The sequence below is a fragment of the Pantoea sp. M_10 genome (genome assembly GCF_008631515.1).
Lineage (GTDB): Bacteria > Pseudomonadota > Gammaproteobacteria > Enterobacterales > Enterobacteriaceae > Pantoea > Pantoea anthophila.
The window spans coordinates 211606-236220 of sequence record NZ_VWUL01000001.1 but is presented as its reverse complement, the minus strand read 5'-3'; the positions used below and the strand labels follow the sequence as shown (position 1 = coordinate 236220).

Sequence of the window (24615 nt, the reverse complement as noted above, 5' to 3'; positions counted from 1 at the left end):
TATTTACCCGTTTCCCCTGCTTCACGCTGTCACGTGATTCAGCAGGAAAACGCACTCAGCGCTGCTGCGCCAGCTTCCAGCGTCGCCTCGTCCTTTGCAAAAGAGAGACGAATCAGTTTGTTGTCTGTGCCATCCATATAAAACGCCGACAGCGGAATGGTCGCCACGCCGTGATCGACGATAAGACGTTTTACCATTTCACTGTCGGGTTCGTCACTGAAATGTCCGTAGCTGGCGAGCATAAAGAACGAACCGGCGCTCGGCAGCAATCTGAAGGGCGAATCCTGCATCAGCGCAATCAGCCGGTCGCGTTTCTGCTGATAAAAAGCGCTGAGCGACAGATAATGATCCGGTGTCTGCAGATAGTGTGCGAAGCCCACCTGCATCGGCGTATCGGCGGCGTACATCATGAACTGATGCACTTTAACCAGTTCGCTCATCAGCGCTGCCGGGGCCAGACAGTAGCCCACCCGCCAGCCGGTAACGTGAAAGGTTTTGCCAAACGAGGAGACGATGACGCTGCGCGCAGCCAGCTCCGGATGCGTCGCCATCCCGCAGTGCGGGCGGCCATCAAACAGAATGTGCTCGTAAACCTCATCCGAGAGCACCACGATGTCTGTGTTGCGGATTAAGGCTGCCAGCTGGTTCAGATCCTCAGACGTCAGCACCTGCGCGCTGGGGTTGTGTGGCGTATTGATGATGATCATGCGGGTGCGCGGCGTAATCGCAGCCCGTAATGCCTCCCAGTCGATCGCAAAGGAAGGCACCGCCAGCTTCAGCCCGACCGGCTTTCCGCCCTGCAACCGGACGACTGGCGCATAGCTGTCGAAGGCTGGCTCAAAGAAGATCACCTCATCCCCCTGATGCACCAGCGCGGTGATCGCCATATAGATCCCCTGACTGGCGCTGCCGGTGATCAGCACTTCGCTGGCGGGATCGTATTTCGCGCCATAAAGCGCCTCGACTTTCGTGGCGAGCGCTTCACGCAGGGCGGGCAGCCCCATCATGGGAGCATACTGATTGTGCCCCTCCTCCATCGCGCGGCTGACGGAGGCGACCAGCGCCGGGTCACAGGGAAAACCCGGTGCGCCCTGCGACAGGTTAATCGCCTGATGCTGCGCTGACAGCTGGCCAATCACGCTAAAAATAGTGGTGCCGACATCCGGCAGTTTTGAGTGAACAGCAACAGGCGTTGTCAGGGACATACTCTCTCCATCAGAAACATAGCCGGTCTGATCCGGTAAAAAACTATTCAACGGGCTGCGGCTTGAGTCGGCAAGCGAAATGTCGTCATAATAGCCATGACAAAAATGCATAGCTGAGGTTTATCGTGTCGCGCTCATCGCTGCCGCTTAATGCCATCCACGCTTTTCTGGTGACCGCCCGCCATCTCAACCTGACCCACGCGGCGGGTGAACTCTGTCTGACTCAGGGGGCCGTGAGCCGCAAAATTGCCGCGCTGGAGCAGTGGCTGGGGGTAACGCTGTTCGACCGTCATGCCCGCGGGCTGCGGCTGACCGCCCAGGGCAGCGCGCTGCTGCCGGAATTACGTCACGGATTTGAGATGATGGTGCAGGCCAGCGAGAAGGTGCGGCGCACGCAGGTCAGCATTCGGCTGAAAGCGCCGAGTTGCGCGATGCGCTGGCTGGTTCCCCGGCTGATCGCGCTGGAGCAGCAGCGGCCGGAACTGCACGTGGCGCTGACCACCACGCTGGATCACGCAGCCCGGCTGGGAAACTTTGATGCGGCGATTGTGTATGGCAAGCCACAGCCCGACGGGATCACCCTGTTCAGCGAATCACTGACGCCGGTCATGACGGCGGTTCAGCCCGCACCCGACAACCCGGCGGCGCTGGAGACGATGACGTTTCTGCATCCCACAGAGGACAAACGTGACTGGCAGTGCTGGCTGGCGGCGCAGCAGGTGACGCTGAAGATGCAGCGCAATCAGCATTTTTCCACCATGGACTTAGCGATCAGCGCGGCGATTCAGGGATTCGGGGTGGCGATTGCCGACAGCAATCTGGTGGAGAGTGACATCGCCAGCGGCAGGCTGATTAAGCCGTTCGCTGGCGAGGTGAAAACCGGCGCCGTTTACAGTTTACTGCAGCGGGCGCCGCAGGATGCGCCACCCTTCCTGGCGGAACTGGTGGCGTGGCTGTGCCGGGATCAGAAGGTGACCCAGTCGCCATTATCCACAGGTTTAGCCTGAGCCACGCTCAGCGCCGGCGCTTTCGGCGCGGTGGGCTTGTGGCTGATGACCGGCGCAGGCTGGCTGGTGCCGGAAAGGCGGAACTTCGACACCGACGCCTGGAGCGCTTCCGTCTGCAGGGCGAGCGCACTGGCTGCCGCAGAGACCTCTTCGACCAGTGAGGCGTTCTGCTGGGTCACGCTGTCCATTTCGGTCACTGCCGTGCCAACCTGAGAGATGCCCTTGCTCTGCTCTTCCGAGGCAGAGGCGATCTGTTTCATGATGGCATCCACATCCTGCACCGATTTCAGGATGTTGTTCATGGTGCCACCCGTGGTGCTGACCAGTTCGGCGCCTTTATCCACCCGCTGAACCGACTCTTCGATCAGCGTGGCGATCTCTTTGGCGGCGTTAGCACTGCGCTGAGCCAGACTCCGCACCTCTGAAGCCACCACCGCAAATCCGCGCCCCTGTTCCCCGGCACGCGCCGCTTCAACCGCGGCGTTGAGGGCCAGAATGTTGGTCTGGAAGGCGATACCGTTAATCACGTTGGTGATCTCAGCAATTTTCTTCGAGCTGCCGGAGATGCCATCCATGGTGCTGATCACTTCACTCACCAGCTGACCACCACGCTGCGCTGTCGTGGTCGCGGTCTCGGCCAGCAGGCTGGCCTGGCGCGCATTGTCGGCGTTGAATTTCACGGTCGCCGTCAGTTCCTCCATGCTGGCCGCAGTCTGTTCCAGCGCTGAGGCCTGCTCTTCGGTACGGGAAGAGAGATCGTTGTTTCCGGCAGAGATCTCCGCCGCGCCACGGGAGATATTTTCCGTGCCGTTGCGAATCGCACTGACCGCTTCGCGCAGGCTGTCCTGCATGGCACCCAACAGCGGCACCAGCTTACCGACGCAGTTACGGCCAAAATCGGTCACCGGCTGGCTCAGATCGCCCGTTGCAATGACCGCGAAGTGCGTGCGGATGCTCTCCAGCGGACGCACCAGCATCGCCACCAGATAGCGATCGGTAAACAGCAGAATCAGCAGGCCGATGATCACCGCAATGGTGATAATCGTCTTGGTAATGGAGGTGAGATGATCGACCTCCACGCGGGTGGTATCGAGTTTTTCAGCCGCACCCTGGTTAAATTTGTCGGCACTCACGCCAAAGGCGCGGCTCAGCGGCGGGGTCACGTTGTTCGCCTGCTGGCGATAGGCATCCGGCGACGCCTGACGGGCCAGCTGCAGCTGCGGGGTCACGCCTTCGTCCAGCAGTTTCTGCCAGCTCTGAATCACGCTATCCACCACCTCCGGGTTCATCGGGCCCGGTGCCAGCTGCTTAAAGCGCGCCAGTTGCTGCGTCATGCTGTCCAGCGCCTGCTGCACCGGGGCATAGGCTTCATCCGTTAATGTTTTACCGGCAGCTTTACCTTCCATAACGCGCGACAGGCGCGTCACGACGCGGAAATATTGATCGTTCCCTTTGCTCAGAACCGTCATCTGTTCAACCAGATGACGGTCAACATCGTTGCCTTCGCTCAGCGCGCCAAGCGAGTGGATGCTATAGAGCCCGACGCCGCTCCAGAGTAAGCAGAACAGTCCCAGAATGGAGAGCATCACTGCTCTGATGGTAAAATTTTTAAGCATTCCCATACCAAAATCCTATACACGTTGACCCGCAAGTGTCGGGCATAGGAGGTTTATCGGCATGGAATTGTGAAGATGTAACTGTTTTGTTACCTAATATTTTACAGCGTCCGGATGTCAGATTTCGGTTAAAAAAACGCTACATCAATCAGTTAGGATAAAAAAAGCAGATTTTTTCCATTCGCTTTATTTAATGGTTAGCGAGCTAATCATTAAATCCCCACTAAAGCCTGACCATGCGCGTCATCAGTAACCGGAAGAGGCGCAGACGGGCACGCATAAAGTTTCGCTTCAGCTTCAGGGCGTGCTGGCGGTCGTCACCAAGTGACATTGTCACGTCATTGCCGGGGTGCCACGCGGGCCAGACTACCTCACCGTCCAGCTGATGCGTATATTCCGTGGCGTCGCGGGCAAACCTGAACCAGTAGTCGCTGACCTGCGCCGCAAACGCCCTGTCCGCCTCACTGAACGGCCGGGCTTCGTCGGGATCGGGCATCTGACTGAGCGTATCCAGCACATACGGCACTTCATTACCGTGCCAGGCACCGTGGGGATAGAGGTCGCGGGCGTGCTCAGAGACATAATCAAACCAGTAGCGCCAGCCCGGCATGCCGACACGATACTGCGCCCGCATCACCAGCCACGGCATCAGGCTGAAGGCCATATCGCGCGCCACGGCCCGTCCCAGCAGTCGGTCGTCATGGATGTCATACATCCATTTAAGTGTCCGGTAGGTCAGCCGGTTTTTGTCACGCAACTGATGCAGCACGGCAGTGGCATCCACACCAAAATAGTCCAGCACGCTGGCCTCATCACTGTTGCTGCCCGCCATCAGCGGCAGACGGTGCTGTTTAGCCGCCAGGAAGGTTTTCAGCATCGGCTCGGGCAGGACGGCGTCCCCGGCAATCGGCACCGGCGGGATCGCCAGCGTTCCCTCCAGCGACCAGAAGGCATCGGCAGGCAGCGCGCGCAACTGCTCTGCGGTGACATCAGGCGGCAGGTCAAAATGTCGTGCCACCGCCACACCCTGCTGACGCGCCTTTTTCAGCGGGGTATCGGGCAGGCTGTAGGCGCTCTGAACAATGCCCTTGTGAAACAACCCTTCTGCCAGCGGCGAACAGCAGAGTGACAGCACGCTGCGCGCGCCGGCCGATTCACCGAACAGGGTCACATTGCGACGGTCGCCGCCAAAAGCGGGAATATTGCGCTGAACCCATTGCAGGGCGGCGATCTGGTCGAGCAGACCAAAATTGTTCACCGTGCCGGCAACAGGGTATTCCGCATCCAGCGCGGGATGAGAGAAGAAGCCGAGATGGCCCAGCCGGTAGTTCAGGGTCACCACTACTGCGCCTCGTGACGCCAGGGGTTTGCCGTTATAGGGGGCCAGTCCGCCTGCGCCAATGGTAAAACCACCGCCGTGCAGCCAGACCATCACCGGCAGCGGTCGGGCTGGATCCACATCGGGTGTCCAGACGTTAAGATAGAGGCAATCTTCACTGAACTCGCCAGGATTGCCTCCGCCGACAGCCTCACACCAGGCCCGATTCTGCCAGCCCGAGGCACCAAACTGTGTCGCATCACGCACCTGCTGCCAGGGTGTGACCGGCTGGGGTGGCCGCCAGCGTAACGCGCCCACGGGCGGGGCTGCATAAGGTATGCCTTTGAATACGAAAAGGTCATCGTCCATGCTTCCACGTAACTCCCCTTCGGCAGTCATGATCCTCAGACCTGTTTCGTTTTTCATTCCTGATTCCCTGTTTACTCGTTCCTCCATTATTTGCAGGCCCGTCTGCATTGTCCAGGTTCAGGCGGGATTTGCAGAATATGCTGAACAACGCCCGGCAGCCCTCATCATGCTCAGCAGCCACTTGCGGGAGTCAGGGGCGGTTTCCGATTAATTCTGTTTATCTTTAAAATGGCGGGAGAGTGATGTGGTCGCACAGCGCTGAGGGGTGACTGACGGTTTTCCCCGCCAGCCGGCGCGCCGGACCCCCTGATGGCATTAATCAATCGGGGTAATCACAACGCTAAACCTGTGCAGGCCGGTAAAGCGAGGATTCGCGCTTTACCGGCACGGGTCTGCAGACAACGTGAATCTGCGCTGGATCTATGCCGGGCGTAACCCACACTGCGCCAGCGAGCGCTGCTGGCGCGCTTCGTAAAGCGCCATCTCATCCAGCACCTCACAGCCCAGCGCCGCCTCAAAGGCCTGTCGGCTCGCCTGTCCCGCAGAACGCACCTGCGCCTGGTCCCCCAGGTTAGACTGAAAGATCCCCGCCGCACTGACCGGCAGAAAGTCCTCATAGACGATGGGATCGGCCACCACCCGGCCCTGGGCAATCAGCGTTTCCAGGGATTCGCCCTGAGCGGGCGGTGTCATCATGCCCTTTTCACTCAGGCGATAATGGAACCAGGCCAGCCCCTGCTGACGCAGCGTCCTCTCATCGTCGGGGAAGTCGCGGAAAATCGCGGCCAGGTGCTGCTGATGCTGCTCGTTATCCTGACCGCTGCCCGCCTCACTCAGCAGCCGGTCGTAGAGCGCCCGGCCTTTCGGCGTCAGCGCAACGCCTCGCTGCTCGATTTCCCCGAAGCGCGCAGTGTGGGTGCCCGGATGTCCATCCTGAAAGATGATCGCTTCTTCAAGCGCCCTGAAGCTGGTCTGACGCAGCAGGATCGGCACCTGACGACGTGGCGGCCCCTCGATCAGCGTTTTTGGATCGATGCCGCGCGACGGCATCAGCTGCTGGACACGGTCGATATCCAGCGTGCGCGGCGTAAGATGGTTGATGTGGCAGCCGGGAAAGCAGACCACATCGGCGATCAGGCGATGCTGCTGATTAAGCGCCTGATAGGTCTGACTGTCGACAGGGCTGTGAGGGTGCCAGCGAAATGTTTCCAGCGCTTCGGTAACAAAGGCCTCCGCCTGGTCGGCGGTGAAGCCGCCCTGCTCCTGATGCACCCGCAGCAGCGCCCGGCAGCGGGGAGTAAAAATGTCACGCGCGGCGAGAATCGTTCTCGCCTTCTCGCGCAGCGCGGGATCGTCGATCAGTTCAGGACGCAACAGTGAGGTGAAAACCCGGAAGGGATTGCGACGCAGCGCCGCGTCATCGACCGGTCGGAACGCGGTGGAGTGAACCGGCACGCCTGCCTGAGAGAGATCGTAATAACCCACCGGGGACATGCCCATGACCGCAAACAGCTGGCGCAGCGTGGCGAGTTCATCCGCCGTCCCGACCCGAATGGCGCCGTGACGCTCAATATTGAGCCGGTCAATCTCATCTGCGGCCGTAAGGCGATCTTTCAGCGCGCAATCTGCGTCCAGCGTGCGTTCGTTGACGGTGGCGACCAGCTGCATCAGCGTGCCGTACTGCGGCACCTCCTGCTGATACATTGCTGACATCGCCTGAGAGAAACGGGTACGGATGCGATCCGCACTGAGAAAGTTTTCCATCTTATCCACCTGACACCGTGAGCGTTGCAGCTAATGTAATGCAACGCGCCGGTCTCAGCGGAAAAAATCACGAATCTGTGATCGGCTTAAAGCCGTAACGGTTTTTCAGCAGCAGCATCAGGGTGGTGATCACCGCCGGTATCGCCAGCAGCAGAAAGATCACGCTGAACGACCAGCCCAGAGACATCATCTCTGCTCCCACGAAAGCACTCAGGATCGCCCCGACGCGACCCACAGCATGCATCCAGCTGGAGCCGGTGGCGCGGGCATGGGTGGGATAGTAGCTGGCAGATAACGCATTCATCCCGGTGTTGGCCCCGTTAAAGCAAAAGCCACTGCAAAAGGCGATAGCGCTCATCATACCGACTTCGGCCGGTGAGAAGCCCAGGGCGACAATAAACAGGCCGCCACAGCCGTAGATCGCCGCCAGCGCCAGATTGGCGTTGAAACGATCCATCATCCAGCCCGCAAAGAGCGATCCGAGGGTCCCACCCGCCTGATACATCGCAGTAATGATCGCCGCTTCGGTGACCGACATGCCCAGGGTGTTGACCAGTGAGGGCAGCCAGCTGCCAATCAGGTAGACCATGAACAGGCCCATAAAATAGCCGCCCCACAGCATCACGCTGCCAAACAGATAGCGGCGCGAAAGCACGGTACCGATTGCGCCCCGCACCGGCACGCTGGCTTCCGGTGCGTGAAAGGCGCAGTCGGGTGCGGTTTTGCCCGGCAGCATCCGCTCCAGGATGGCGTGAATGCGTGCAGCCGGCGCGCCACGACCGATCAGAAATCGCACCGACTCCGGCAGACCACGGATCAGAAAAGGGAGCACCAGCAGCGGCAGGATACCGCCCAGCAGCAGGACCGAATGCCAGTCATAGCGGGGCAACAGCCAGGAGGCGGCAAAACCGCCGCTGGCCGCGCCGAAGGTGAAACCGCAGAAGACCACGGTGATAATGAAGGCGCGACGACGTTCGGGCGCATACTCCGCGACCAGCGTGCCAACGTTGGGCATCGCGGCCCCCAGTCCCAGCCCGGTCAGAAAGCGAAACAGCATCATCTGTTCGATGTTCTGAGAAAAGGCGGTTGCCAGCGTCCAGAGACCAAAAAAGAAGACGCTGAAGATAATCATCATGCGCCGGCCATAACGGTCAGCAAGCGGCCCTGCCACCATCGCACCCAGTGCCAGGCCGATCAGTGCGGCGCTGATGACGCCCCCCAGCTGATGATTGCTCACGCCCCAGGCTGCTTTCAGCGTTGGCGCGATAAATCCCATAATCGCAATGTCCATGCCATCGAGTGCCACCACGATAAAACAGAGTGCAATAAGCCGCTTTTGCCAGTGGCTGAGCCCCTGCTGGTTGATAAGCTGGCGGACATCTACCGCCTCGACGCTGGTCAATGGACACTCCTCGGGAGTAACGGGATCGGACATCAGTTTAAGTAAAAAAAACGGCGCTTATGATAGCCCATCGTTAACCTTAAGCGGTCAGATTTTTATCGGGTGATGAGAATTCTTCAGTTTCAGGGCGGTAAGTGCCTGATATTACAGTGGCGCGTTATGGGCGGTGACGGCGGGAGGGATTGCATAAGTCAGTCAGATCAGTCATTTAACTAAAGAAAGGCCAGATTTACCCTTTTTGTTAAATAAAATTTGCAGCAAAGTTAACAGATTTCATTTTAAAGTATTGCTTAATGTTGGCCATTCTCATTAAGTTTACGCTATGGACAAAAATATCCTTTTCAATCAGCGCATTCGCTTGCGCCACCTTCACACCTTTGTTGCGGTTGCGCAGCAAGGCACGCTTGGACGGGCGGCAGAGACCCTCAGCCTGAGTCAGCCCGCCCTCTCAAAGACCCTGAACGAGCTGGAGGAGCTGACGGGTGCCCGCCTCTTTGAACGCGGGCGGCTGGGCGCGCAGCTGACCACCATGGGAGAGCAGTTTCTGACCCATGCGGTTCGGGTGCTGGACGCCCTGAACCATGCCGGACAGAGTTTCAATGAGCAGTCGGGTGACGCCCCGGCCATTATCAGGCTGGGGGCGCTCACCACGGCGGCGATGGGCATGCTGCCACGTATCCTGGATCGTTTTCATCAGCTGCAACCCAATACCACCATTCAGGTAGCAACGCTGCATAACAACGTCCTGCTGGCAGGCCTGCGCGGCGGCGAGTTCGATATCGGTATCGGCCGTATGGCTGACAGCGACATGATGACCGGTCTCACCTACGAATTGCTGTTTCTGGAGTCCCTGAAGCTGGTGGTGAGGCCGGAGCACCCCCTTTTAAGTGACAATGTCACCTTATCCCGGGCGATGCAGTGGCCGGTGGTGATCTCACCGGAAGGCACCGCCCCGCGCCGCATCGCGCAGCAGATGCTTGATGAACAGGGCTGCACGCTGCCGCCCCACTGTATTGAAACCTCCTCCACCTCACTGGCGCGTCAGCTGGCGCTGCGCTACGACTACATCTGGTTTGTGCCCTCCGGGGCCATCAAGGAGGACCTCAGCCACAATGCTGTCTGTGCCCTGCCGATTCACTCTTCCGGACCGGGTGAACCGGTCGGTATCATTACCCGCACCGGCGCGGAACTTAGCCTGAGTGCCGAAGTGTTAATGTCGACCATCCGTAAATTTCACAGCTAGCGGCTGCGTTTGGCATGCCTCTCGCGGTTTTCCAGCCGCGCCTTGTCTGTTTTCCGCAGCCCGACATAGAGCGCCCCGGCACCACCGTGCCGGGTCTGCGCCACACAGAAAGTCTGAACGTCATCGAACTGCTGCAGCCATCGCGCCAGATAGCTGCGCACGATGTTAGCGTGCGATTCATCATCGCGCCCCTTGCCGTGGATAATCAGCAGATTGCGTAAACCCAGTTTGTGCGCCTGCATCATAAAGTTAAACAGCGCCTGACGGCAGGTTTCGACCGGTTGCCGCAGCAGGTTGAGACTGGCATCCAGCTTATACTCCCCTCTGCGCAGCTTATCGACGATGCCCTGCTGAATGCCGTCGGCTTTATACTCCAGCGGCGTATTGAGCGGAATAATCTCCAGATCGCCCCGGGTAAGAAAGTTCTCCAGCACCGACTCATCGGGTGCTTTGCGTGGCGCTTTGGTTGAGGGGGATTTAAGCCACAGGGTGGTAATGGTGTCTTTCAGCGGCGTGACATCACCCATGGCATCCCGAAACAGATCGTTATCATCAAGGTTCATGGTTTTCTCACACCTGATTAAAATTGATAGCGTACAAAAACAGGTCTTACCCGATAGCGTAGCAAAAGGTGTAAACACCGGGCCAGCCCACTTTTCTGATTATGACTGGCCGCAGGTTTTCGGGGAACCGATCAAAAAAACGGAAACTTTTCGTGACACTTTTGCATCGTGCCGTTCTGAGAAGCCCGTCACAACTGCGTTTAGCGATGTGTGAATCATCCCTGGTTTTTGTAAGTGTAAAACTGCTCGGATGAGTTCCCTTCAGCTCAAAAAATGTTAAAATTGACCCCAGTCAATAATCGTCGAGCGAACCATTATGATCCCTGAAAAACGCAGCATTCGTCGTATTCAGTCGGGCGGTTGTGCCATTCACTGCCAGGATTGCAGCATCAGTCAGCTCTGCATCCCCTTCACGCTAAATGAACATGAGCTGGATCAGCTCGACAACATCATTGAGCGTAAAAAACCGATTCAGAAAGGGCAAACGCTTTTCAAAGCGGGTGACGAACTGAAGTCGCTGTACGCCATCCGTTCCGGCACGATCAAAAGCTACACCATTACTGAGCAGGGTGATGAGCAGATTACCGGCTTCCATCTGGCGGGTGATTTAGTCGGCTTTGATGCCATCATGGGTGCCAGCCATCCCAGCTTTGCGCAGGCGCTGGAAACCGCGATGGTCTGTGAAATTCCTTTTGAAACCCTGGATGACCTGTCAGGGAAAATGCCTGCCCTGCGTCAGCAGATGATGCGTCTGATGAGCGGTGAAATCAAAGGCGACCAGGATATGATCCTGCTGCTCTCCAAGAAAAACGCAGAGGAGCGCCTGGCGGCCTTTATCTGGAATCTCTCCCGCCGCTTCGGCCAACGCGGCTTCTCACAGCGTGAATTCCGCCTCACCATGACGCGTGGCGACATCGGTAATTATCTGGGCCTGACGGTGGAAACGATCAGCCGTCTGCTGGGTCGATTCCAGAAGTCCGGTATGCTGGCGGTGAAAGGCAAATATATCACCATTGAGAATCACGCCCTGCTGGAAGAGTTAGCGGGTCAGAGCCATCAGGCCGCCTGATCCGCCGCCGGATCAATAAATCTTATTTTGTTGATCCGGCAGTAACTTTTTCACTTCTTCCCCTGTGCAACATAGGCTATCTTTATTCCAGTCGCTCTGGTTTAAGGAGAACGCCTCATGTCCCAGTACCAAAATATTCTGGTCGCCATTGATGCCCAGCAAGACGATCAGCCCGCGCTGCGACGTGCGGTCTATCTGAATCAACGTATTGGCGGGAGAATTAAAGCCTTTCTGCCTATCTATGACTTTTCCTATGAGATGACCACCCTGCTGTCGCCGGACGAACGCGCCTCCATGCGTCAGGGCGTCATCAGCCAGCGCACCGAATGGATTCGTGAACAGGCCCGCGCCTATCTGGATGCCGGTGTCGAAATCGACATCAAGGTTATCTGGCATAACCGCCCCTATGAAGCGATTATCCAGGAAGTGCTCGCCCATCAGCATGACCTTGTGCTGAAAATGGCTCACCAGCATGACCGCCTGGAGTCCGTAATTTTCACCCCCACCGACTGGCATCTGCTGCGTAAATGCCCCTGCCCGGTCTGGATGGTGAAAGATCAGCCCTGGCCGGAGGGCGGTAAAGCTATCGTCGCCGTCAATCTTGCCAGCGAAGAGCCGCATCATGATGGCCTGAATCAGAAGCTGATTCGTGAAACGGTGAAGCTGGCGGAAAAGGTCAACCAGACCGAGGTGCATCTGGTGGGTGCCTACCCGATTACGCCGATCAACATCGCGATTGAGCTGCCTGATTTCGACCCCAGCGTCTATAACGACGCCATCCGCGGTCAGCATCTGGTGGCCATGAAAGCGCTGCGACAGAAGTTTTCCATTGGTGAAGAGTTCACCCACGTTGCCAAAGGGCTGCCTGAAGAGGTTATCCCGGATCTGGCTTCGCATCTGGGAGCCGGTGTGGTGGTGCTGGGCACCATCGGACGCACCGGACTTTCGGCTGCATTCCTGGGTAATACCGCGGAACAGGTGATCGATCACCTGCGCTGCGATCTGCTGGCGATTAAGCCAGACGATTTCAAATCGCCGATTGATCTGGATGATGAAGAGGATGAGGAGGATTAAACCTCCGCAAAAAAAGGGGCGGCTGATTAGCCGCCCCTTTTCTGTTACAGCGCTTTGATAATCGCTTCGACGCTGGCTTTGGCATCGCCAAACAGCATCTGACTGTTCTCTTTGAAGAACAGCGGATTCTGCACCCCGGCATAGCCGGTGTTCATGGAACGTTTGAAGACCACCACATTGTGTGCTTTCCACACCTCCAGCACCGGCATGCCGGCAATCGGGCTGCGGGGATCATCCTGCGCCGCCGGGTTCACCGTGTCATTCGCGCCGATAACAAGCACCGTATCGGTTTCACTGAAGTCATCGTTGATCTCATCCATCTCCAGCACCACGTCATAGGGCACTTTGGCCTCTGCCAGCAGCACGTTCATGTGTCCTGGCAGGCGGCCCGCCACCGGATGAATACCGAAACGCACCCGGATGCCGAGTGCACGCAGTCGGGCGGTCAGATCCGCTACCGGATACTGTGCCTGTGCCACCGCCATGCCGTAGCCTGGCGTGATAATCACCGACGCAGAGGACTTCAGCATCTCAGCCGTCTCTTCAGGGGAGATCTCGCGATGTTCTCCTGCTTCCTGACTCTCATCGCTGCTGCTAGCTTCGGTGCCAAAGCCGCCCGCAATCACGCTGATGAACGATCGGTTCATCGCTTTACACATGATGTAGGAGAGGATCGCACCGGATGAGCCCACCAGCGCACCGGTCACGATCAGCAGGTCATTGCTGAGCATAAAACCGGCCGCGGCCGCAGCCCAGCCTGAGTAAGAGTTCAGCATCGACACCACAACCGGCATATCTGCACCGCCAATGGAGGCAACCAGATGCCAGCCAAAGGCCAGCGCAATGACCGTCATCAGCAGCAGGGCAAACACCTGCGCCGCGGTGCTGCTGGTGTCAACAAACCAGAGCAGCAGCAGGAAGGAGACGACCAGCGCCAGCAGATTGAGCTTATGACGGTGGGGCAGCGTCAGCGGTCGTGAGGAGATTTTGCCGCACAGCTTGCCAAACGCCACCAGTGAGCCGGTAAAGGTAACGGCACCGATAAAGATCCCGATAAAGACTTCGCTGAGATGGATATTCTCCATCGCGGCAGGCAGGCCTGGCGCATGGTCGATATAGCTGTTAATCCCGACCAGCACTGCGGCCAGACCCACAAAGCTGTGCAGAATCGCCACCAGCTCTGGCATTTCGGTCATTTCGACTTTTTTTGCCAGGCGAATGCCGATTGCACCGCCAATTACCATCGCCAGCAGGATCCAGGCCACATTGCCGCTGTCCGGGCCGAAGATGGTTGCGATGAGGGCAAGCGCCATCCCGCTGATGCCGAAAATGTTGCCCCGTTTAGCGGTCTCATGACGCGAAAGACCGGCAAGACTACAGATGAACAGAATGGCAGCCACAATATAGGCTGCAGTGACTAATCCGCCAGACATGAATTACCCCTTACGAAACATTTTCAGCATGCGCTGCGTGACGGTGAAGCCACCAAAGATATTGATGCTGGCAATCAGCACGGCAATAAAGGAGATGAAGGTGACCCAGCCACCGTGCCCCATCTGCAAAACCGCTCCGATGACGATGATGCCGGAGATGGCATTGGTCACGGACATCAGGGGGGTATGCAGTGCATGGCTGACGTTCCAGACCACGTAGTAGCCAACCACGCAGGAGAGCGCGAACACGGTAAAATGGGAGAGGAACTCTGCCGGTGCCACGCTGGCCAGCCAGCCAAACAGCACGATTGCCAGAGCCATCAGCAGCGCGGTGCGCCACGGCGAGGCCGGTTTTGCTTCCGGTTTCTCAGCGGGTTTCGCGGCGGCAGGTCTGGCCTGAGGGGCAGCAGAGACCTGAATCGGCGGCGCGGGCCAGGTGATTTCGCCGTCGCGCACCACCGTCACGCCCCGCACCACCACATCCTCAAAATCGACCTGGATTTCGCCATTTTTCTCTTTGCAGAGCAGCCTGAGCAGGTTGACCAGATTGGTGCCGTACAGCTGTGAGGACTGCGTCGCCAGCCGGCTGGGCAGATCGGTATAGCCGATAATTTTCACGCCATTGGGTGTCACGGTCACCTGGTCGGCGACGGTCAGCGCACAGTTGCCGCCGGTCTGCGCCGCCAGATCCACAATCACACTGCCCGGCTTCATGCTGGCGATCATCTCTTCGGTGATCAGTTTCGGAGCCGGTTTGCCTGGGATGAGCGCGGTGGTGACAATGATGTCCACCTCTCTGGCCTGGCTGGCGAACAGCGCCATCTCCGCTTTGATAAAGGCGTCGGACATGACTCTGGCATAGCCATCCCCACTGCCCGCCTCCTCTTCAAAATCGAGTTCGAGGAATTCGGCGCCCATACTCTGCACCTGCTCTTTGACTTCGGGACGGGTATCAAACGCCCGGACGATGGCGCCCAGGCTGCCCGCCGCGCCTATCGCAGCCAGTCCGGCCACGCCAGCCCCAATCACCATCACTTTTGCCGGTGGCACTTTACCTGCCGCAGTAATCTGACCGGTAAAGAAGCGGCCAAATTCATGTGCCGCCTCGACGATAGCGCGATAACCGGCGATGTTGGCCATCGAGCTCAGGGCATCCAGCGACTGCGCGCGCGAAATACGCGGCACCGAATCCATCGCCATCACCGTCACCTGACGGGCGGCCAGCTTTTCCAGCAGCGCCGGATTCTGGGCGGGCCAGATAAAACTGACCAGCGTACTGCCTGCACGGGTCAGCGCAATTTCGTCGTCATCGGGTGCGTTTACCTTCATGACGATATCGGCCTGCCAGACCTGCTGACGATCGCTGAGGGTGGCACCCGCAGCAAGGTAACTTTCGTCATCAAAACTGGCGCGTTTACCGGCGTCGTGCTCAAGCGTGACGCTGAAACCCAGTTTGATCAGTTGTTCCACGGTCTTTGGCGTGGCTGCCACGCGCGACTCGTTTGGCAACCTTTCCTTGGGTATTCCAATTAACATAGTGTTTCCTTTCATCGGTTAAAGGATGATGGCCCGAATCCGCACCACGACAGCGCAGCCGAAACGCGGTTTCAGCTGCTTATAGTCGAAATGCAGATATTTCAAAGTGTTTATAACCTACTTAAATTGTGACGCCTGATCCACAACGGTAACCGCAGATGGAGACATTCACCTGATTATTCAGTATTCGCTTTGAAATCCTGCATTATTACGCTATTAAAACGCGTCATCAGCAGATAATCTGCTATGAAAATTGCGCTCCGGACGAATTAATCAACAATAAAAACCCTTAATTAACAATGCATTAACTGTTATAGCGCTAAGTGTTACCATTTTTAGTGGTAACAGCGTCCAGAAATGACGCCTTAAACGCATTTCATGACAGTCAGATGAAAAACAGGGAGGTGAATAACGCGATATCGCGCAAAAAATCGCTGCGACAGTCTGTTTATAACATGCAATAATCAGCGGCTAATCTGTTATACATCAAGAGTCCAGCACGTTTTCGTACTCATTTTTGCGTAAGGCGAAGGATTATTTTTATGAAGCTGAAGAACACTATTCTGGCGTCCACTCTGTTGTCCCTGCTGGCAGCTAATGCATTCGCTGCGCAGGAGTTAACGCCAGAAAAAGCGGCCGCGTTGAAGCCATTCGAACGTATTAATATCACCGGCCGTTTCAACGCAATTGGCGACGCAGCCGATGCGGTCTCTAAGCGTGCAGATGAGATGGGCGCTGCTTCTTTCTACATTCAGGGGATCAACGACAGCAACGGCAACAGCGGCAACTGGCGTGTTACTGCCGACCTCTACAAGGCTGATGCCCCGGCCGCTTCCGAAACCACCCAATACCGTCGCTTTAACGGCGTCAACGAACTGCCAAAGGCTGAAGCTTATAAGCTCGAACCTTTCGACACCGTTTCCGTCAGCGGCTTCTTTGCCAGCCAGCCTGATGTCAACGATGCGATTTCAAAAGCGGCTAAAGAGAAAGGCGCCGCCTCATTCTTTATTGTTCGTCAGATTGACGCCAACAGCGGCGGCAACCAGTACATCACAGCCTACGTCTATAAAGCGGATGCTAAAGCGCGTGTGGTTCAGACGCCGAACGCGATTCCTGCCGACTCAGAAGCGGGTAAAGCTGCACTGGCTGCGGGTGGCGCAGCGGCCGCTCAGGTTGAAATCCCTGGCGTCGCCTCCTCTGAGACACCGAGCAATAAAGTGGGCCGCTTCTTCGAAACCCAGAGCTCAACCGGCAAGCGTTACACGGTCAATCTGCCAAACGGCAAATCCGTGCAGGAAGTGAACGCGATTACGGCCGCGCAGATGCAGCCATTTGACACCGTGACGTTTACCGGTCACTTCGGTTCCCCTACCGAAGTTTCTGAAGAAGTGGCGAAGCGTGCGTCTGATAAAGGTGCGAAGTTCTATCACGTGACCCGTCAGTGGCAGAACCAGAGTGGCGGTAACCTGACCGTCACCGCTGACCTGTTTAAGTAATCTCTTCAGGGCGGCGCCCGCCGCCCTGCTGTTTGCATAATTCCTGCGCGGATTTGCATAGTCACGCATTGCCATCCCCCGCCACACTCCGTAAAATCTGCCGCCTGTTTTGCCGGAGTTTGTCCCTGTTTTCTGCCGCGAGTCTGCGATAACCCAGCGATGAAATCCGATTTATCCAGCCATATATGCTAGCGGGAAGGTTGTTTTGGAGAAAAAATTAGGTCTCGGTGCGCTGACGGCGCTGGTACTCAGTTCCATGCTGGGTGCCGGCGTGTTCAGTCTGCCGCAAAATATGGCTGCGGTGGCGGGTCCGGCGGCGCTGCTGCTGGGCTGGCTGATTACCGGCGTCGGCATCATCTTTCTGTCGCTGGCGATGCTGCTGCTGACCCGCCTGAAACCTGAACTCGACGGCGGCATTTTCACCTACGCCCGCGCCGGGTTCGGTGAACTGACAGGCTTCTGCTCCGCCTGGGGCTACTGGCTCTGTGCTGTCATCGCCAACGTCTCCTATCTGGTGATCGTCTTCTCCGCCCTGAGCTTTTTCACGGATACCCCGGATCGGGTGATCTTTGGGGATGGCAATACCTGGCAGGCGATGCTGGGGGCCTCGGTGCTGCTGTGGCTGGTTCACTGGCTGGTACTGCGCGGGGTACAGACTGCGGCCAGTATCAATCTGATGGCGACGCTGGGCAAACTGGTGCCGCTGCTGCTGTTTATCGTGCTGGCGGTGATGGCGTTTAACTACGATCGCTTCCGCGTCGACTTTTCCGGCGTCACGCTGGGGCAACCCCTGTGGGAACAGGTCAAACAGACGATGCTGATCACGCTGTGGGTCTTTATCGGGGTTGAGGGGGCCGTAGTGGTTTCTGCCCGCGCACGTCAGAAAAAAGATGTGGGACGCGCCACCCTGCTGGCGGTGCTGGCCGCCCTGCTGGTTTATCTGCTGGTGACGCTGCTGTCGCTGGGCGTGGTGCCCCGTGCCGAACTGGCCGGGATGCGCAACCCCTCCATGGCAGGACTGATGACGCGACTGATGGGACACTGGGGCGATGCGGTGATTGCCATCGGCCTGATCATCTCCGTCTGCGGCGCCTATCTGAGCTGGACGATTATGGCTGCCGAAGTGCCGCTGATTGCCGCGCAGCAGGGTGCCTTTCCACGCAGCATTGCCCGGCAAAACCGCCACAACGCGCCCGCTGCCTCACTGTGGCTGACCAACGGCAGTATTCAGGTCTGCCTGATTCTGATCGCCGTGACCGGCGCGGATTACAACAACCTGCTGACCATCGCCTCGGAGATGATTCTGGTGCCCTATCTGCTGGTGGGGTTGTATCTGATCAAAGTCGTGCGCGGACAGCACAAGCCGCTGGCGATGGCGATCGGTCTCGGTGCCAGCCTGTATGGCATCTGGCTGCTTTATGCCTCAGGCCCCCTGCATCTGATGATGTCGGTGGTGCTCTATACGCCGGGCCTGCTGCTGTTTCTCTTTGCCCGCCGCGGAGGCCGCGCGGCCTCTGCGCTGACCGCACCGGAGCGGATTGTGATGGGATTACTGATCGCGGCGACGCTGCCCGCCGTGTGGCAGCTGACGAGGTAGCGCGGAAGGCGCGCTTAGTGTGACTGCACCGGAATCGACACACACAGCAGGTCATCCTGCTGTGTGAGATTCAGCGGCTTGGCATATTCATGATGAATGGCATCCAGCTGCTCCGCCGACAGCGGATATGGGAGCTGGATATCAAAGCGGCTGATCTGCTGCTGTTCCGCGAGGGTGACCAGGCGCGCGATGTTAATTTCGTCACTCACCTGGGTAGAAATGATTTGTAATGCTAATTCTTTTAACGGGTCGTCACTGCTCTGTAAGCGGTGGGCTGATTTCCGTGTCACCATGCCGAATATCGGCATCACGCCATAAATCGCATCGACAAAGCTCCAGCGTTTTTTGCAGGAAGCGGAAAGAAAGTCACTGTAATTGAAGCAGATGCGGTCAGGGTATATGGCTGATGCCAGCTCTTTATCAGACACACTAATGCTCCTCATAATAATCAACGATATCCCAAACCTGGCGCAAAAAGGCCGCGCTAATGATTGCACATTTTGTTGGTTATATACCAGCAAGCTAAGGATATTTCGTGCGGTAGCGTAGAGCTCAGGACCAGGAAAAGATATGCTTTCGCCCATCCCTGTCTCTGCTTTGTAAACTATGAACAAAATTGTTTATGTAGAAGATGAACCCGAAGTGGGTTCACTGATTGCGGCCTACCTGGGTCGTCATGACATTGAAGTGATTGTTGAGACGCGCGGCGACCGCGCTGAAGCGGTGATTGCCGAACAGCAACCCGATCTGGTGATGCTGGATATCATGCTACCCGGCAAGGATGGCATGACGATCTGCCGTGATTTACGGGCCAACTGGCAGGGGCCCATTGTGCTGCTCACCTCACTCGACAGCGACATGAATCACATTCTGGCGCTGGAGATGGGCGCGCAGGATTACATCCTGAAGACCACGCCACCCGCGGTCCTGCTGGCCCGTCTGCGCCTGCATCTGCGTCAGTCTCAGCAGACGCAGCCGGAGGATGCGCCCGCCATTCCTGCCGCGAACCGTATGCTGCGTTTTGGCTCGCTGACCATTGATGCCCTCAATCGACAGGTGACGCTGTTTGACGAACAGATCGCCCTCTCTACGGCCGATTTTGACCTGCTCTGGGTCCTCGCCAGCCATGCCGGTCAGACGCTTAACCGCGATGCGCTGCTGAAAACCCTGCGCGGCGTCAGCTATGACGGTCTGGATCGCAGCATTGACGTGGCCATTTCCCGCCTGCGCAAAAAGCTGCACGACAGCGCCACCGAGCCGTTTCGTATCAAGACCATCCGCAACAAAGGCTACCTGTTTGCGCCTCAGGCCTGGGATACCCGCGTCCTATGAGAAAGCTTTTTATTCAGTTCTATCTGCTGCTGTTTGTCTGCTTTCTGGTGATGGCGCTGCTGGTGGGACTGGTCTATAAGTTCACCGCCGAGCGCGCAGGCCGACAGTCGATGAATGACCTGATGGCCAGCTCGCTCTATCTGATCCGCAGCGAACTGCGGGAGATCCCGCCGCGCGACTGGAACAAAACCATTAAGAGCCTCGATCTTGGCCTCTCGTTTGACCTGCATATCGAGCCGATGAACAAATTCCAGCTCGATGAGACCAATATGCGCCGCCTGCACGCCGGTGAGATTGTGGCGCTCGACGACCAGTACACCTTTTTGCAGCATATCCCGCGCAGCCACTACGTGCTGTCGGTGGGGCCTATCCCCTATCTGTTCTATCTGCATCAGATGCGGCTGCTCGATATTGCCCTGCTGGTCTTTATCGGCATGTCACTGGCGCTGCCGGTGTTTATCTGGCTGCGCCCCCACTGGCAGGAGATGCAGCGGCTGGAAAAAGCGGCTCAGCGCTTTGGTCGCGGTGAGCTGGATGTGCGCACCCATTTTGACAGCACCTCCAGCCTGTTCCGGCTCGGTATCGCCTTTAACCAGATGGCGGAAAACATCAACACCCTGGTTGCCAGTAAGAAGCAGTTGATCGACGGCATCGCCCATGAGCTGCGGACGCCGCTGGTGCGTCTGCGCTACCGGCTGGAGATGAGCGATAACCTCACGGACGCCGAACGGGTGGCGCTGAACCGCGACATCGGCCAGCTTGAAAGCCTGATTGAGGAGCTGCTGACCTATGCGCGGCTTGACCGGCCACGCGTGGACCTCAATCTGAAGTCGCAGGATCTCGCCAGCTGGCTGCGCGAGCGCCTCGATGACTTCCGCACCATCAATCCCGATGTCCGGATCGATCTCGACCTGCCGCAGCGTGAAAATATCGGGATTTCTGACAGCCGCCTGATGGAGCGGGTGCTGGATAATCTGGTCAATAATGCGCTGCGTTATGCGCAGCAGCGACTGCGGGTGAGCTTATGGTTCGACGGCGCAACCGGCTGCCTGCAGGTGGAGGATGATGGTCCGGGCATTCCGCCGGAGGAGCGGGAACGGGTCTTCGAACCTTTTGTCCGGCTCGATCCGAGCCGCGATCGCGCGACGGGTGGCTGCGGACTGGGGCTGGCGATTGTCCACTCTATTGCGCAGGCGCTGAGCGGCCAGGTCACCATTGAGGCCAGCCCGCTGGGCGGAGCCAGCGTTCGCTTTTGCTGGCCGGTTGATCTACCCTTGCGGGAAATTCCGCTGCGTTAAACACTACAAGGAGTCTCACGTGACCTCAGCGTATCAGCACCTTAGCGCGACCTTCCAGCGCCTCTCCCGTTTCAGCCATGTCACGGCCATCGCCGGCTGTGATATGCAGACCACGATGCCGCCAGGCGGCAGTCAGGCGCGGGGTGAAGCCCTGGCCGAGATGAGCGTTCTGCAGCATCAGATCCTGACGGCTCCCCAGGTCGGAGAGTGGCTGAAGGCCGCAGAGCAGGCGTCGCTGAACGATGTTGAGCGGGCCAATCTTCATGAGATGCAGCGTGCTTACCAGCAGGCCAGCCTGCTGCCTGACGACTTTGTGGAAGCCAAATCGATTGCCGGTTCGGTGTGTGAACATGCGTGGCGCACTCAGCGCCCAGCTAACGACTGGCAGGGCTTTGCCACCAACCTGAAAGAGGTGGTGCGCCTGAGCCGAGAAGAGGCGCAGCGACGCGCCGATGCCAGCGGCTGCTCGCGTTACGATGCTCTGCTCGATCTCTATGAACCGGGCATGACCCGCGCCAGGCTGGATGCGACGTTTGGCGAACTGAAAAGCTGGCTGCCCGATCTGTTACAGCAGGTCGTGGAAAAGCAGGCGCAGCAGCCGATCGTCACGCCGCAGGGGCCATTCGCCGTGCCTGCGCAGCGCCAGCTCGGGCTGAGCATCATGGAAACGCTGGGCTTCGACTTTAATCATGGTCGCCTGGACATCAGCGCGCATCCTTTCTGCGGCGGCGTGCCGGAAGATGTGCGAATTACCACCCGTTACAATGAGGCTGAGTTTCTCAGCGCCATGATGGGTGTGATCCATGAAACCGGCCACGCCCGCTATGAGCAGAATCTGCCGCAGCAGTGGCGAGGACAGCCGGTGGCGCTGGCGCGTTCCACCGCCATCCACGAGTCACAAAGCCTGTTCATGGAGATGCAGCTCGGTCGCAGCCGCGAATTTTTGCAGCGCATTCTGCCGACCATCATCGCCACCTTTGGCGACCAGCCTGCCCTGCAGGCGGATAATTTCATCCGTCTGACCCAGCAGGTGAAGCCGGGCCTGATCCGGGTGGACGCCGATGAGCTGAGCTACCCGGCTCATGTCATTCTGCGCTACGAAATCGAACAGGCGCTGATTGAAGGGGAGATTGAGGTTGAGGATATTCCGGCGCTGTGGGATGAGAAGATGATGCAGTCGCTGGGTCTGGATACCCGTGGCAACTACCGCGATGGCTGTATGCAGGATATTCACTGGACCGATGGCGCGTTTGGCTACTTCCCCACCTACACGCTGGGCGCGATGTACGCCGCGCAGCTGTTCCGCTCCGTCCAGACCGCCATTCCTCAGCTCAGCGAACTGATTCAGCACGGCGAACTGCAACCGGTATTCGACTGGCTGCAACAGAACATCTGGCAGCATGGCAGCCGCTTCTCTACCGACCAGCTGCTGATCAATGCGACAGGCGAAGCGCTGAACCCGGCTTATTTCCGCCAGCATCTTGAACAGCGTTATCTGAAGAACTGACCCTCCGGGCGGCCATCACGCCGCCCTTTCCCCCCTTTGTACAATCGGTTACACGCCGATACCAAACACCCACGGACAGGCTTTGTTGATTTCCCTATAGTCTCTTCACCGGCCCCGCAGTGGGCTACACATGAAAAAAGAGTCCGAGGGATTTGCAATGAAAAAATTATTTGCACTGGTTGTCGCCGCTGCTATGGGTATGTCTTCTGTTGCTTTCGCTGCTGAAACCACAGCTGCGCCAGCCGCTGCGCCAGCCGCAACAGCGACCACCACGACCACCGCAGCTGCACCGGCTAAAACCGTTCACAAAACTGCACACAAGAAACACCATAAAGCAGCACAGAAAGCGCAGGCTGCTAAAAAGACTCACCACAAAAAAGCGGTGAAAAAAGATGCTGCTCAGAAAGCGCAGGCAGCAAAAAAAGTTCACCACAAGAAAGCGGTAAAACCTGCTGCCCAGAAAGCGCAGGCAGCTAAAAAAGTTCACCACAAAAAAGCCACTCAGCCCGCTGCACAGAAAGCCCAGGCTGCGAAAAAAGTTCATCACAAGAAAGCGGTAAAACCTGCTCAGAAAGCGCAGGCTGCTAAGAAAGTTCACCACAAGAAAGCAGTAAAACCTGCTCAGAAAGCGCAGGCAGCTAAGAAAGTTCACCACAAGAAAGTTGTTAAATCAGCGGCTAAATAAGATCGCCCTCAGGCGCACAGCCACGCGATAATGCTTAAAAACACCCGGTTCTGCCGGGTGTTTCTTTACTGGAGTGGATGAAATGGTGCGTCGCTATCGCTTCGAAATTATTCTGCTTGTGATGATCCTGTGTGGCATTGTTGCTGCCAGCTTCTTTATTTAACTGCTGTAGCGTACTGATTAACCGATAAAACTCCCTTTTTTAACGCTCACCGACTATAGTTACCGTTCTTACGTGATAACAATAACGTCTATTTTCTCGCCATTGAGATTTCTATGCGCCTGGCTACCTTGTTAATGGTTGGACTTTTCAGCTTTGCCACGACGGTTCATGCCGATGATGACGATGATTCGCCGACACCGGCTGAAATTAAGATGCTGTTCTTCGGGAAGGATCATCGCCAGGCAATCACGGATATCACCGCTGCTCCCTGGGATGCGATTGGTCAGCTCGAAACAGAAAGCGGTAACCTCTGTACAGCCACGCTCATCTCTCCCCATCTGGCGCTGACGGCCGGACACTGTCTGCTCGCCCCGCCGGGTAACTTTGATAAGCCGGTTGCGCTGCGTTTTATGGCCAGCGACAAAGGCTGGCGCTATGAACTGCATGACATTGATGCACGGGTTGAGCCCTCGCTGGCCTCTAAGTTAAAGGCGGATGGTGAAGGCTGGATCGTGCCGAGCAGTGCGGCCCCGTATGACTATGGCATTGTGATATTACGCAATCCACCGTCGGCCATTACCCCTATCCCGCTGTTTGAGGGCTCGCGCAGCGACCTGACCGCCGCCCTGAAGCTGACCGGTCGTAAAGTGACGCAGGCGGGCTATCCGGCCGATCACCTGGATACCCTCTATTCCCACAGCAACTGTCTGATTACCGGCTGGGCGCAGCGCGCCGTGCTGTCACATCAGTGCGACACCCTGCCCGGCGACAGCGGTTCACCGCTGCTGCTCAACAGCGACAAAGGCTGGCAGCTGATTGCGGTGCAGAGCTCCGCGCCCGCGGCAAAGGATCGCTATCTGGCGGACAACCGCGCGATTGCGGTCACCTCATTTAAAGATAAGCTGGAATCCCTCGCGCAGTAATTGCGTGTAGCCTGA

20 protein-coding genes are annotated in these 24615 nt (G+C 57.6%); 11 read left to right on the top strand and 9 right to left on the bottom strand.

Translation table 11 applies throughout. From position 1 onward, the window contains the following. Nucleotides 1-38 precede the first annotated feature (38 nt). Nucleotides 39-1205, bottom strand: a complete 1167-nt coding sequence (locus F3I47_RS01145) for a methionine aminotransferase (protein ID WP_150029553.1) — start codon at nucleotides 1203-1205, stop codon at nucleotides 39-41. Nucleotides 1206-1330: 125 nt separating this feature from the next. Between F3I47_RS01145 and F3I47_RS01140 the strand changes: the two genes are divergently transcribed. Then, on the top strand, nucleotides 1331-2212 hold the full coding sequence (locus F3I47_RS01140; RefSeq protein ID WP_150029552.1) for a LysR substrate-binding domain-containing protein: 882 nt from the start codon (nucleotides 1331-1333) through the stop codon (nucleotides 2210-2212). Here the strand turns inward: F3I47_RS01140 and F3I47_RS01135 are convergent. The 4 genes from F3I47_RS01135 to F3I47_RS01120 all read right to left on the bottom strand — a co-directional run bounded on the left by F3I47_RS01135 (nucleotide 2170) and on the right by F3I47_RS01120 (nucleotide 8681). Beyond that, nucleotides 2170-3834 carry a methyl-accepting chemotaxis protein gene (locus F3I47_RS01135; RefSeq protein WP_009090099.1) on the bottom strand — a complete coding sequence of 555 codons (1665 nt, stop codon included), beginning with the start codon at nucleotides 3832-3834 and terminating at the stop codon, nucleotides 2170-2172. The genes F3I47_RS01140 and F3I47_RS01135 overlap by 43 nt on opposite strands. A 217-nt stretch (nucleotides 3835-4051) precedes the next feature. Next, entirely contained in the window at nucleotides 4052-5572 is a 1521-nt protein-coding gene (locus F3I47_RS01130) for a carboxylesterase/lipase family protein (RefSeq protein WP_150029551.1), read from the bottom strand. A 363-nt stretch (nucleotides 5573-5935) separates the two neighbouring features. Then, nucleotides 5936-7279: a VOC family protein gene (locus F3I47_RS01125; RefSeq protein WP_150029550.1), complete on the bottom strand. Its 1344-nt coding sequence runs from the start codon at nucleotides 7277-7279 to the stop codon at nucleotides 5936-5938. A gap of 67 nt (nucleotides 7280-7346) precedes the next feature. Next, the gene (locus tag F3I47_RS01120) at nucleotides 7347-8681 is read right to left on the bottom strand and encodes an aromatic acid/H+ symport family MFS transporter (RefSeq protein WP_046101878.1); all 1335 of its coding nucleotides are present in this window, start codon (nucleotides 8679-8681) and stop codon (nucleotides 7347-7349) included. A 322-nt stretch (nucleotides 8682-9003) separates the two neighbouring features. On the opposite strand from F3I47_RS01120, the gene F3I47_RS01115 reads away from it, so the two are divergent. After that, on the top strand, nucleotides 9004-9924 hold the full coding sequence (locus tag F3I47_RS01115) for a LysR substrate-binding domain-containing protein (RefSeq protein WP_058958407.1): 921 nt from the start codon (nucleotides 9004-9006) through the stop codon (nucleotides 9922-9924). Here the strand turns inward: F3I47_RS01115 and smrA are convergent. Then, nucleotides 9921-10487 carry a DNA endonuclease SmrA gene (gene smrA, locus F3I47_RS01110; protein WP_150029549.1) on the bottom strand — a complete coding sequence of 189 codons (567 nt, stop codon included), beginning with the start codon at nucleotides 10485-10487 and terminating at the stop codon, nucleotides 9921-9923. The genes F3I47_RS01115 and smrA overlap by 4 nt on opposite strands. Nucleotides 10488-10803: 316 nt before the next feature. Here smrA and F3I47_RS01105 point away from each other — a divergent pair, with 316 nt between their 5' ends. Beyond that, the gene (locus F3I47_RS01105) at nucleotides 10804-11556 is read left to right on the top strand and encodes an FNR family transcription factor (RefSeq protein ID WP_009090088.1); all 753 of its coding nucleotides are present in this window, start codon (nucleotides 10804-10806) and stop codon (nucleotides 11554-11556) included. Between the two features lie 117 nt (nucleotides 11557-11673). Continuing rightward, nucleotides 11674-12630 carry a universal stress protein UspE gene (gene uspE, locus F3I47_RS01100; protein WP_046101879.1) on the top strand — a complete coding sequence of 319 codons (957 nt, stop codon included), beginning with the start codon at nucleotides 11674-11676 and terminating at the stop codon, nucleotides 12628-12630. A gap of 44 nt (nucleotides 12631-12674) precedes the next feature. Here the strand turns inward: uspE and pntB are convergent, their stop codons facing one another. Together pntB and pntA are read right to left on the bottom strand one after the other, a co-directional pair. Further along, nucleotides 12675-14063, bottom strand: coding sequence for a Re/Si-specific NAD(P)(+) transhydrogenase subunit beta (gene pntB, locus F3I47_RS01095; RefSeq protein WP_150029548.1), 1389 nt, complete (start codon nucleotides 14061-14063; stop codon nucleotides 12675-12677). A 3-nt stretch (nucleotides 14064-14066) separates the two neighbouring features. After that, entirely contained in the window at nucleotides 14067-15599 is a 1533-nt protein-coding gene (pntA, locus tag F3I47_RS01090; protein ID WP_140925439.1) for a Re/Si-specific NAD(P)(+) transhydrogenase subunit alpha, read from the bottom strand. A 542-nt stretch (nucleotides 15600-16141) separates the two neighbouring features. Between pntA and ydgH the strand changes: the two genes are divergently transcribed. Beyond that, nucleotides 16142-17095, top strand: a complete 954-nt coding sequence (gene ydgH / locus F3I47_RS01085; RefSeq protein WP_046101882.1) for a DUF1471 family protein YdgH — start codon at nucleotides 16142-16144, stop codon at nucleotides 17093-17095. Between the two features lie 205 nt (nucleotides 17096-17300). Then, nucleotides 17301-18692, top strand: coding sequence for a basic amino acid/polyamine antiporter (locus F3I47_RS01080; protein WP_150029547.1), 1392 nt, complete (start codon nucleotides 17301-17303; stop codon nucleotides 18690-18692). A gap of 14 nt (nucleotides 18693-18706) precedes the next feature. On the opposite strand, the gene F3I47_RS01075 is transcribed toward F3I47_RS01080, so the two are convergent. Then, nucleotides 18707-19120, bottom strand: a complete 414-nt coding sequence (locus tag F3I47_RS01075) for a hypothetical protein (RefSeq protein WP_058957860.1) — start codon at nucleotides 19118-19120, stop codon at nucleotides 18707-18709. A 178-nt stretch (nucleotides 19121-19298) separates the two neighbouring features. Between F3I47_RS01075 and rstA the strand changes: the two genes are divergently transcribed. From rstA to F3I47_RS01050, 5 genes are all read left to right on the top strand, one after another. Next, nucleotides 19299-20024 (top strand): two-component system response regulator RstA, encoded by a 726-nt coding sequence (gene rstA, locus F3I47_RS01070; RefSeq protein ID WP_009090075.1) that lies wholly within the window; start codon nucleotides 19299-19301, stop codon nucleotides 20022-20024. After that, nucleotides 20021-21322 carry a two-component system sensor histidine kinase RstB gene (gene rstB, locus F3I47_RS01065; protein ID WP_009090073.1) on the top strand — a complete coding sequence of 434 codons (1302 nt, stop codon included), beginning with the start codon at nucleotides 20021-20023 and terminating at the stop codon, nucleotides 21320-21322. Before rstA ends, rstB begins: the two co-directional genes overlap by 4 nt. 19 nt (nucleotides 21323-21341) lie before the next feature. After that, nucleotides 21342-22829 (top strand): carboxypeptidase M32, encoded by a 1488-nt coding sequence (locus F3I47_RS01060; protein ID WP_058957861.1) that lies wholly within the window; start codon nucleotides 21342-21344, stop codon nucleotides 22827-22829. Nucleotides 22830-22986: 157 nt separating this feature from the next. Next, nucleotides 22987-23514 (top strand): acid resistance repetitive basic protein Asr, encoded by a 528-nt coding sequence (gene asr / locus F3I47_RS01055; protein WP_009090070.1) that lies wholly within the window; start codon nucleotides 22987-22989, stop codon nucleotides 23512-23514. A 276-nt stretch (nucleotides 23515-23790) separates the two neighbouring features. After that, nucleotides 23791-24600 (top strand): serine protease, encoded by an 810-nt coding sequence (locus F3I47_RS01050; protein ID WP_009090066.1) that lies wholly within the window; start codon nucleotides 23791-23793, stop codon nucleotides 24598-24600. Nucleotides 24601-24615 lie beyond the last annotated feature (15 nt).

Coding starts and splice junctions, on each gene's coding strand:
- F3I47_RS01145 (WP_150029553.1), bottom strand. CDS start 1,205: ATGTCCCTGACAACGCCTGTTGCTGTTCACTCAAAACTGCCGGATGTC.
- F3I47_RS01135 (WP_009090099.1), bottom strand. CDS start 3,834: ATGGGAATGCTTAAAAATTTTACCATCAGAGCAGTGATGCTCTCCATT.
- F3I47_RS01130 (WP_150029551.1), bottom strand. CDS start 5,572: ATGAAAAACGAAACAGGTCTGAGGATCATGACTGCCGAAGGGGAGTTA.
- F3I47_RS01125 (WP_150029550.1), bottom strand. CDS start 7,279: ATGGAAAACTTTCTCAGTGCGGATCGCATCCGTACCCGTTTCTCTCAG.
- F3I47_RS01115 (WP_058958407.1), top strand. CDS start 9,004: ATGGACAAAAATATCCTTTTCAATCAGCGCATTCGCTTGCGCCACCTT.
- smrA (WP_150029549.1), bottom strand. CDS start 10,487: ATGAACCTTGATGATAACGATCTGTTTCGGGATGCCATGGGTGATGTC.
- F3I47_RS01105 (WP_009090088.1), top strand. CDS start 10,804: ATGATCCCTGAAAAACGCAGCATTCGTCGTATTCAGTCGGGCGGTTGT.
- uspE (WP_046101879.1), top strand. CDS start 11,674: ATGTCCCAGTACCAAAATATTCTGGTCGCCATTGATGCCCAGCAAGAC.
- pntB (WP_150029548.1), bottom strand. CDS start 14,063: ATGTCTGGCGGATTAGTCACTGCAGCCTATATTGTGGCTGCCATTCTG.
- pntA (WP_140925439.1), bottom strand. CDS start 15,599: ATGTTAATTGGAATACCCAAGGAAAGGTTGCCAAACGAGTCGCGCGTG.
- ydgH (WP_046101882.1), top strand. CDS start 16,142: ATGAAGCTGAAGAACACTATTCTGGCGTCCACTCTGTTGTCCCTGCTG.
- rstA (WP_009090075.1), top strand. CDS start 19,299: ATGAACAAAATTGTTTATGTAGAAGATGAACCCGAAGTGGGTTCACTG.
- rstB (WP_009090073.1), top strand. CDS start 20,021: ATGAGAAAGCTTTTTATTCAGTTCTATCTGCTGCTGTTTGTCTGCTTT.
- asr (WP_009090070.1), top strand. CDS start 22,987: ATGAAAAAATTATTTGCACTGGTTGTCGCCGCTGCTATGGGTATGTCT.
- F3I47_RS01050 (WP_009090066.1), top strand. CDS start 23,791: ATGCGCCTGGCTACCTTGTTAATGGTTGGACTTTTCAGCTTTGCCACG.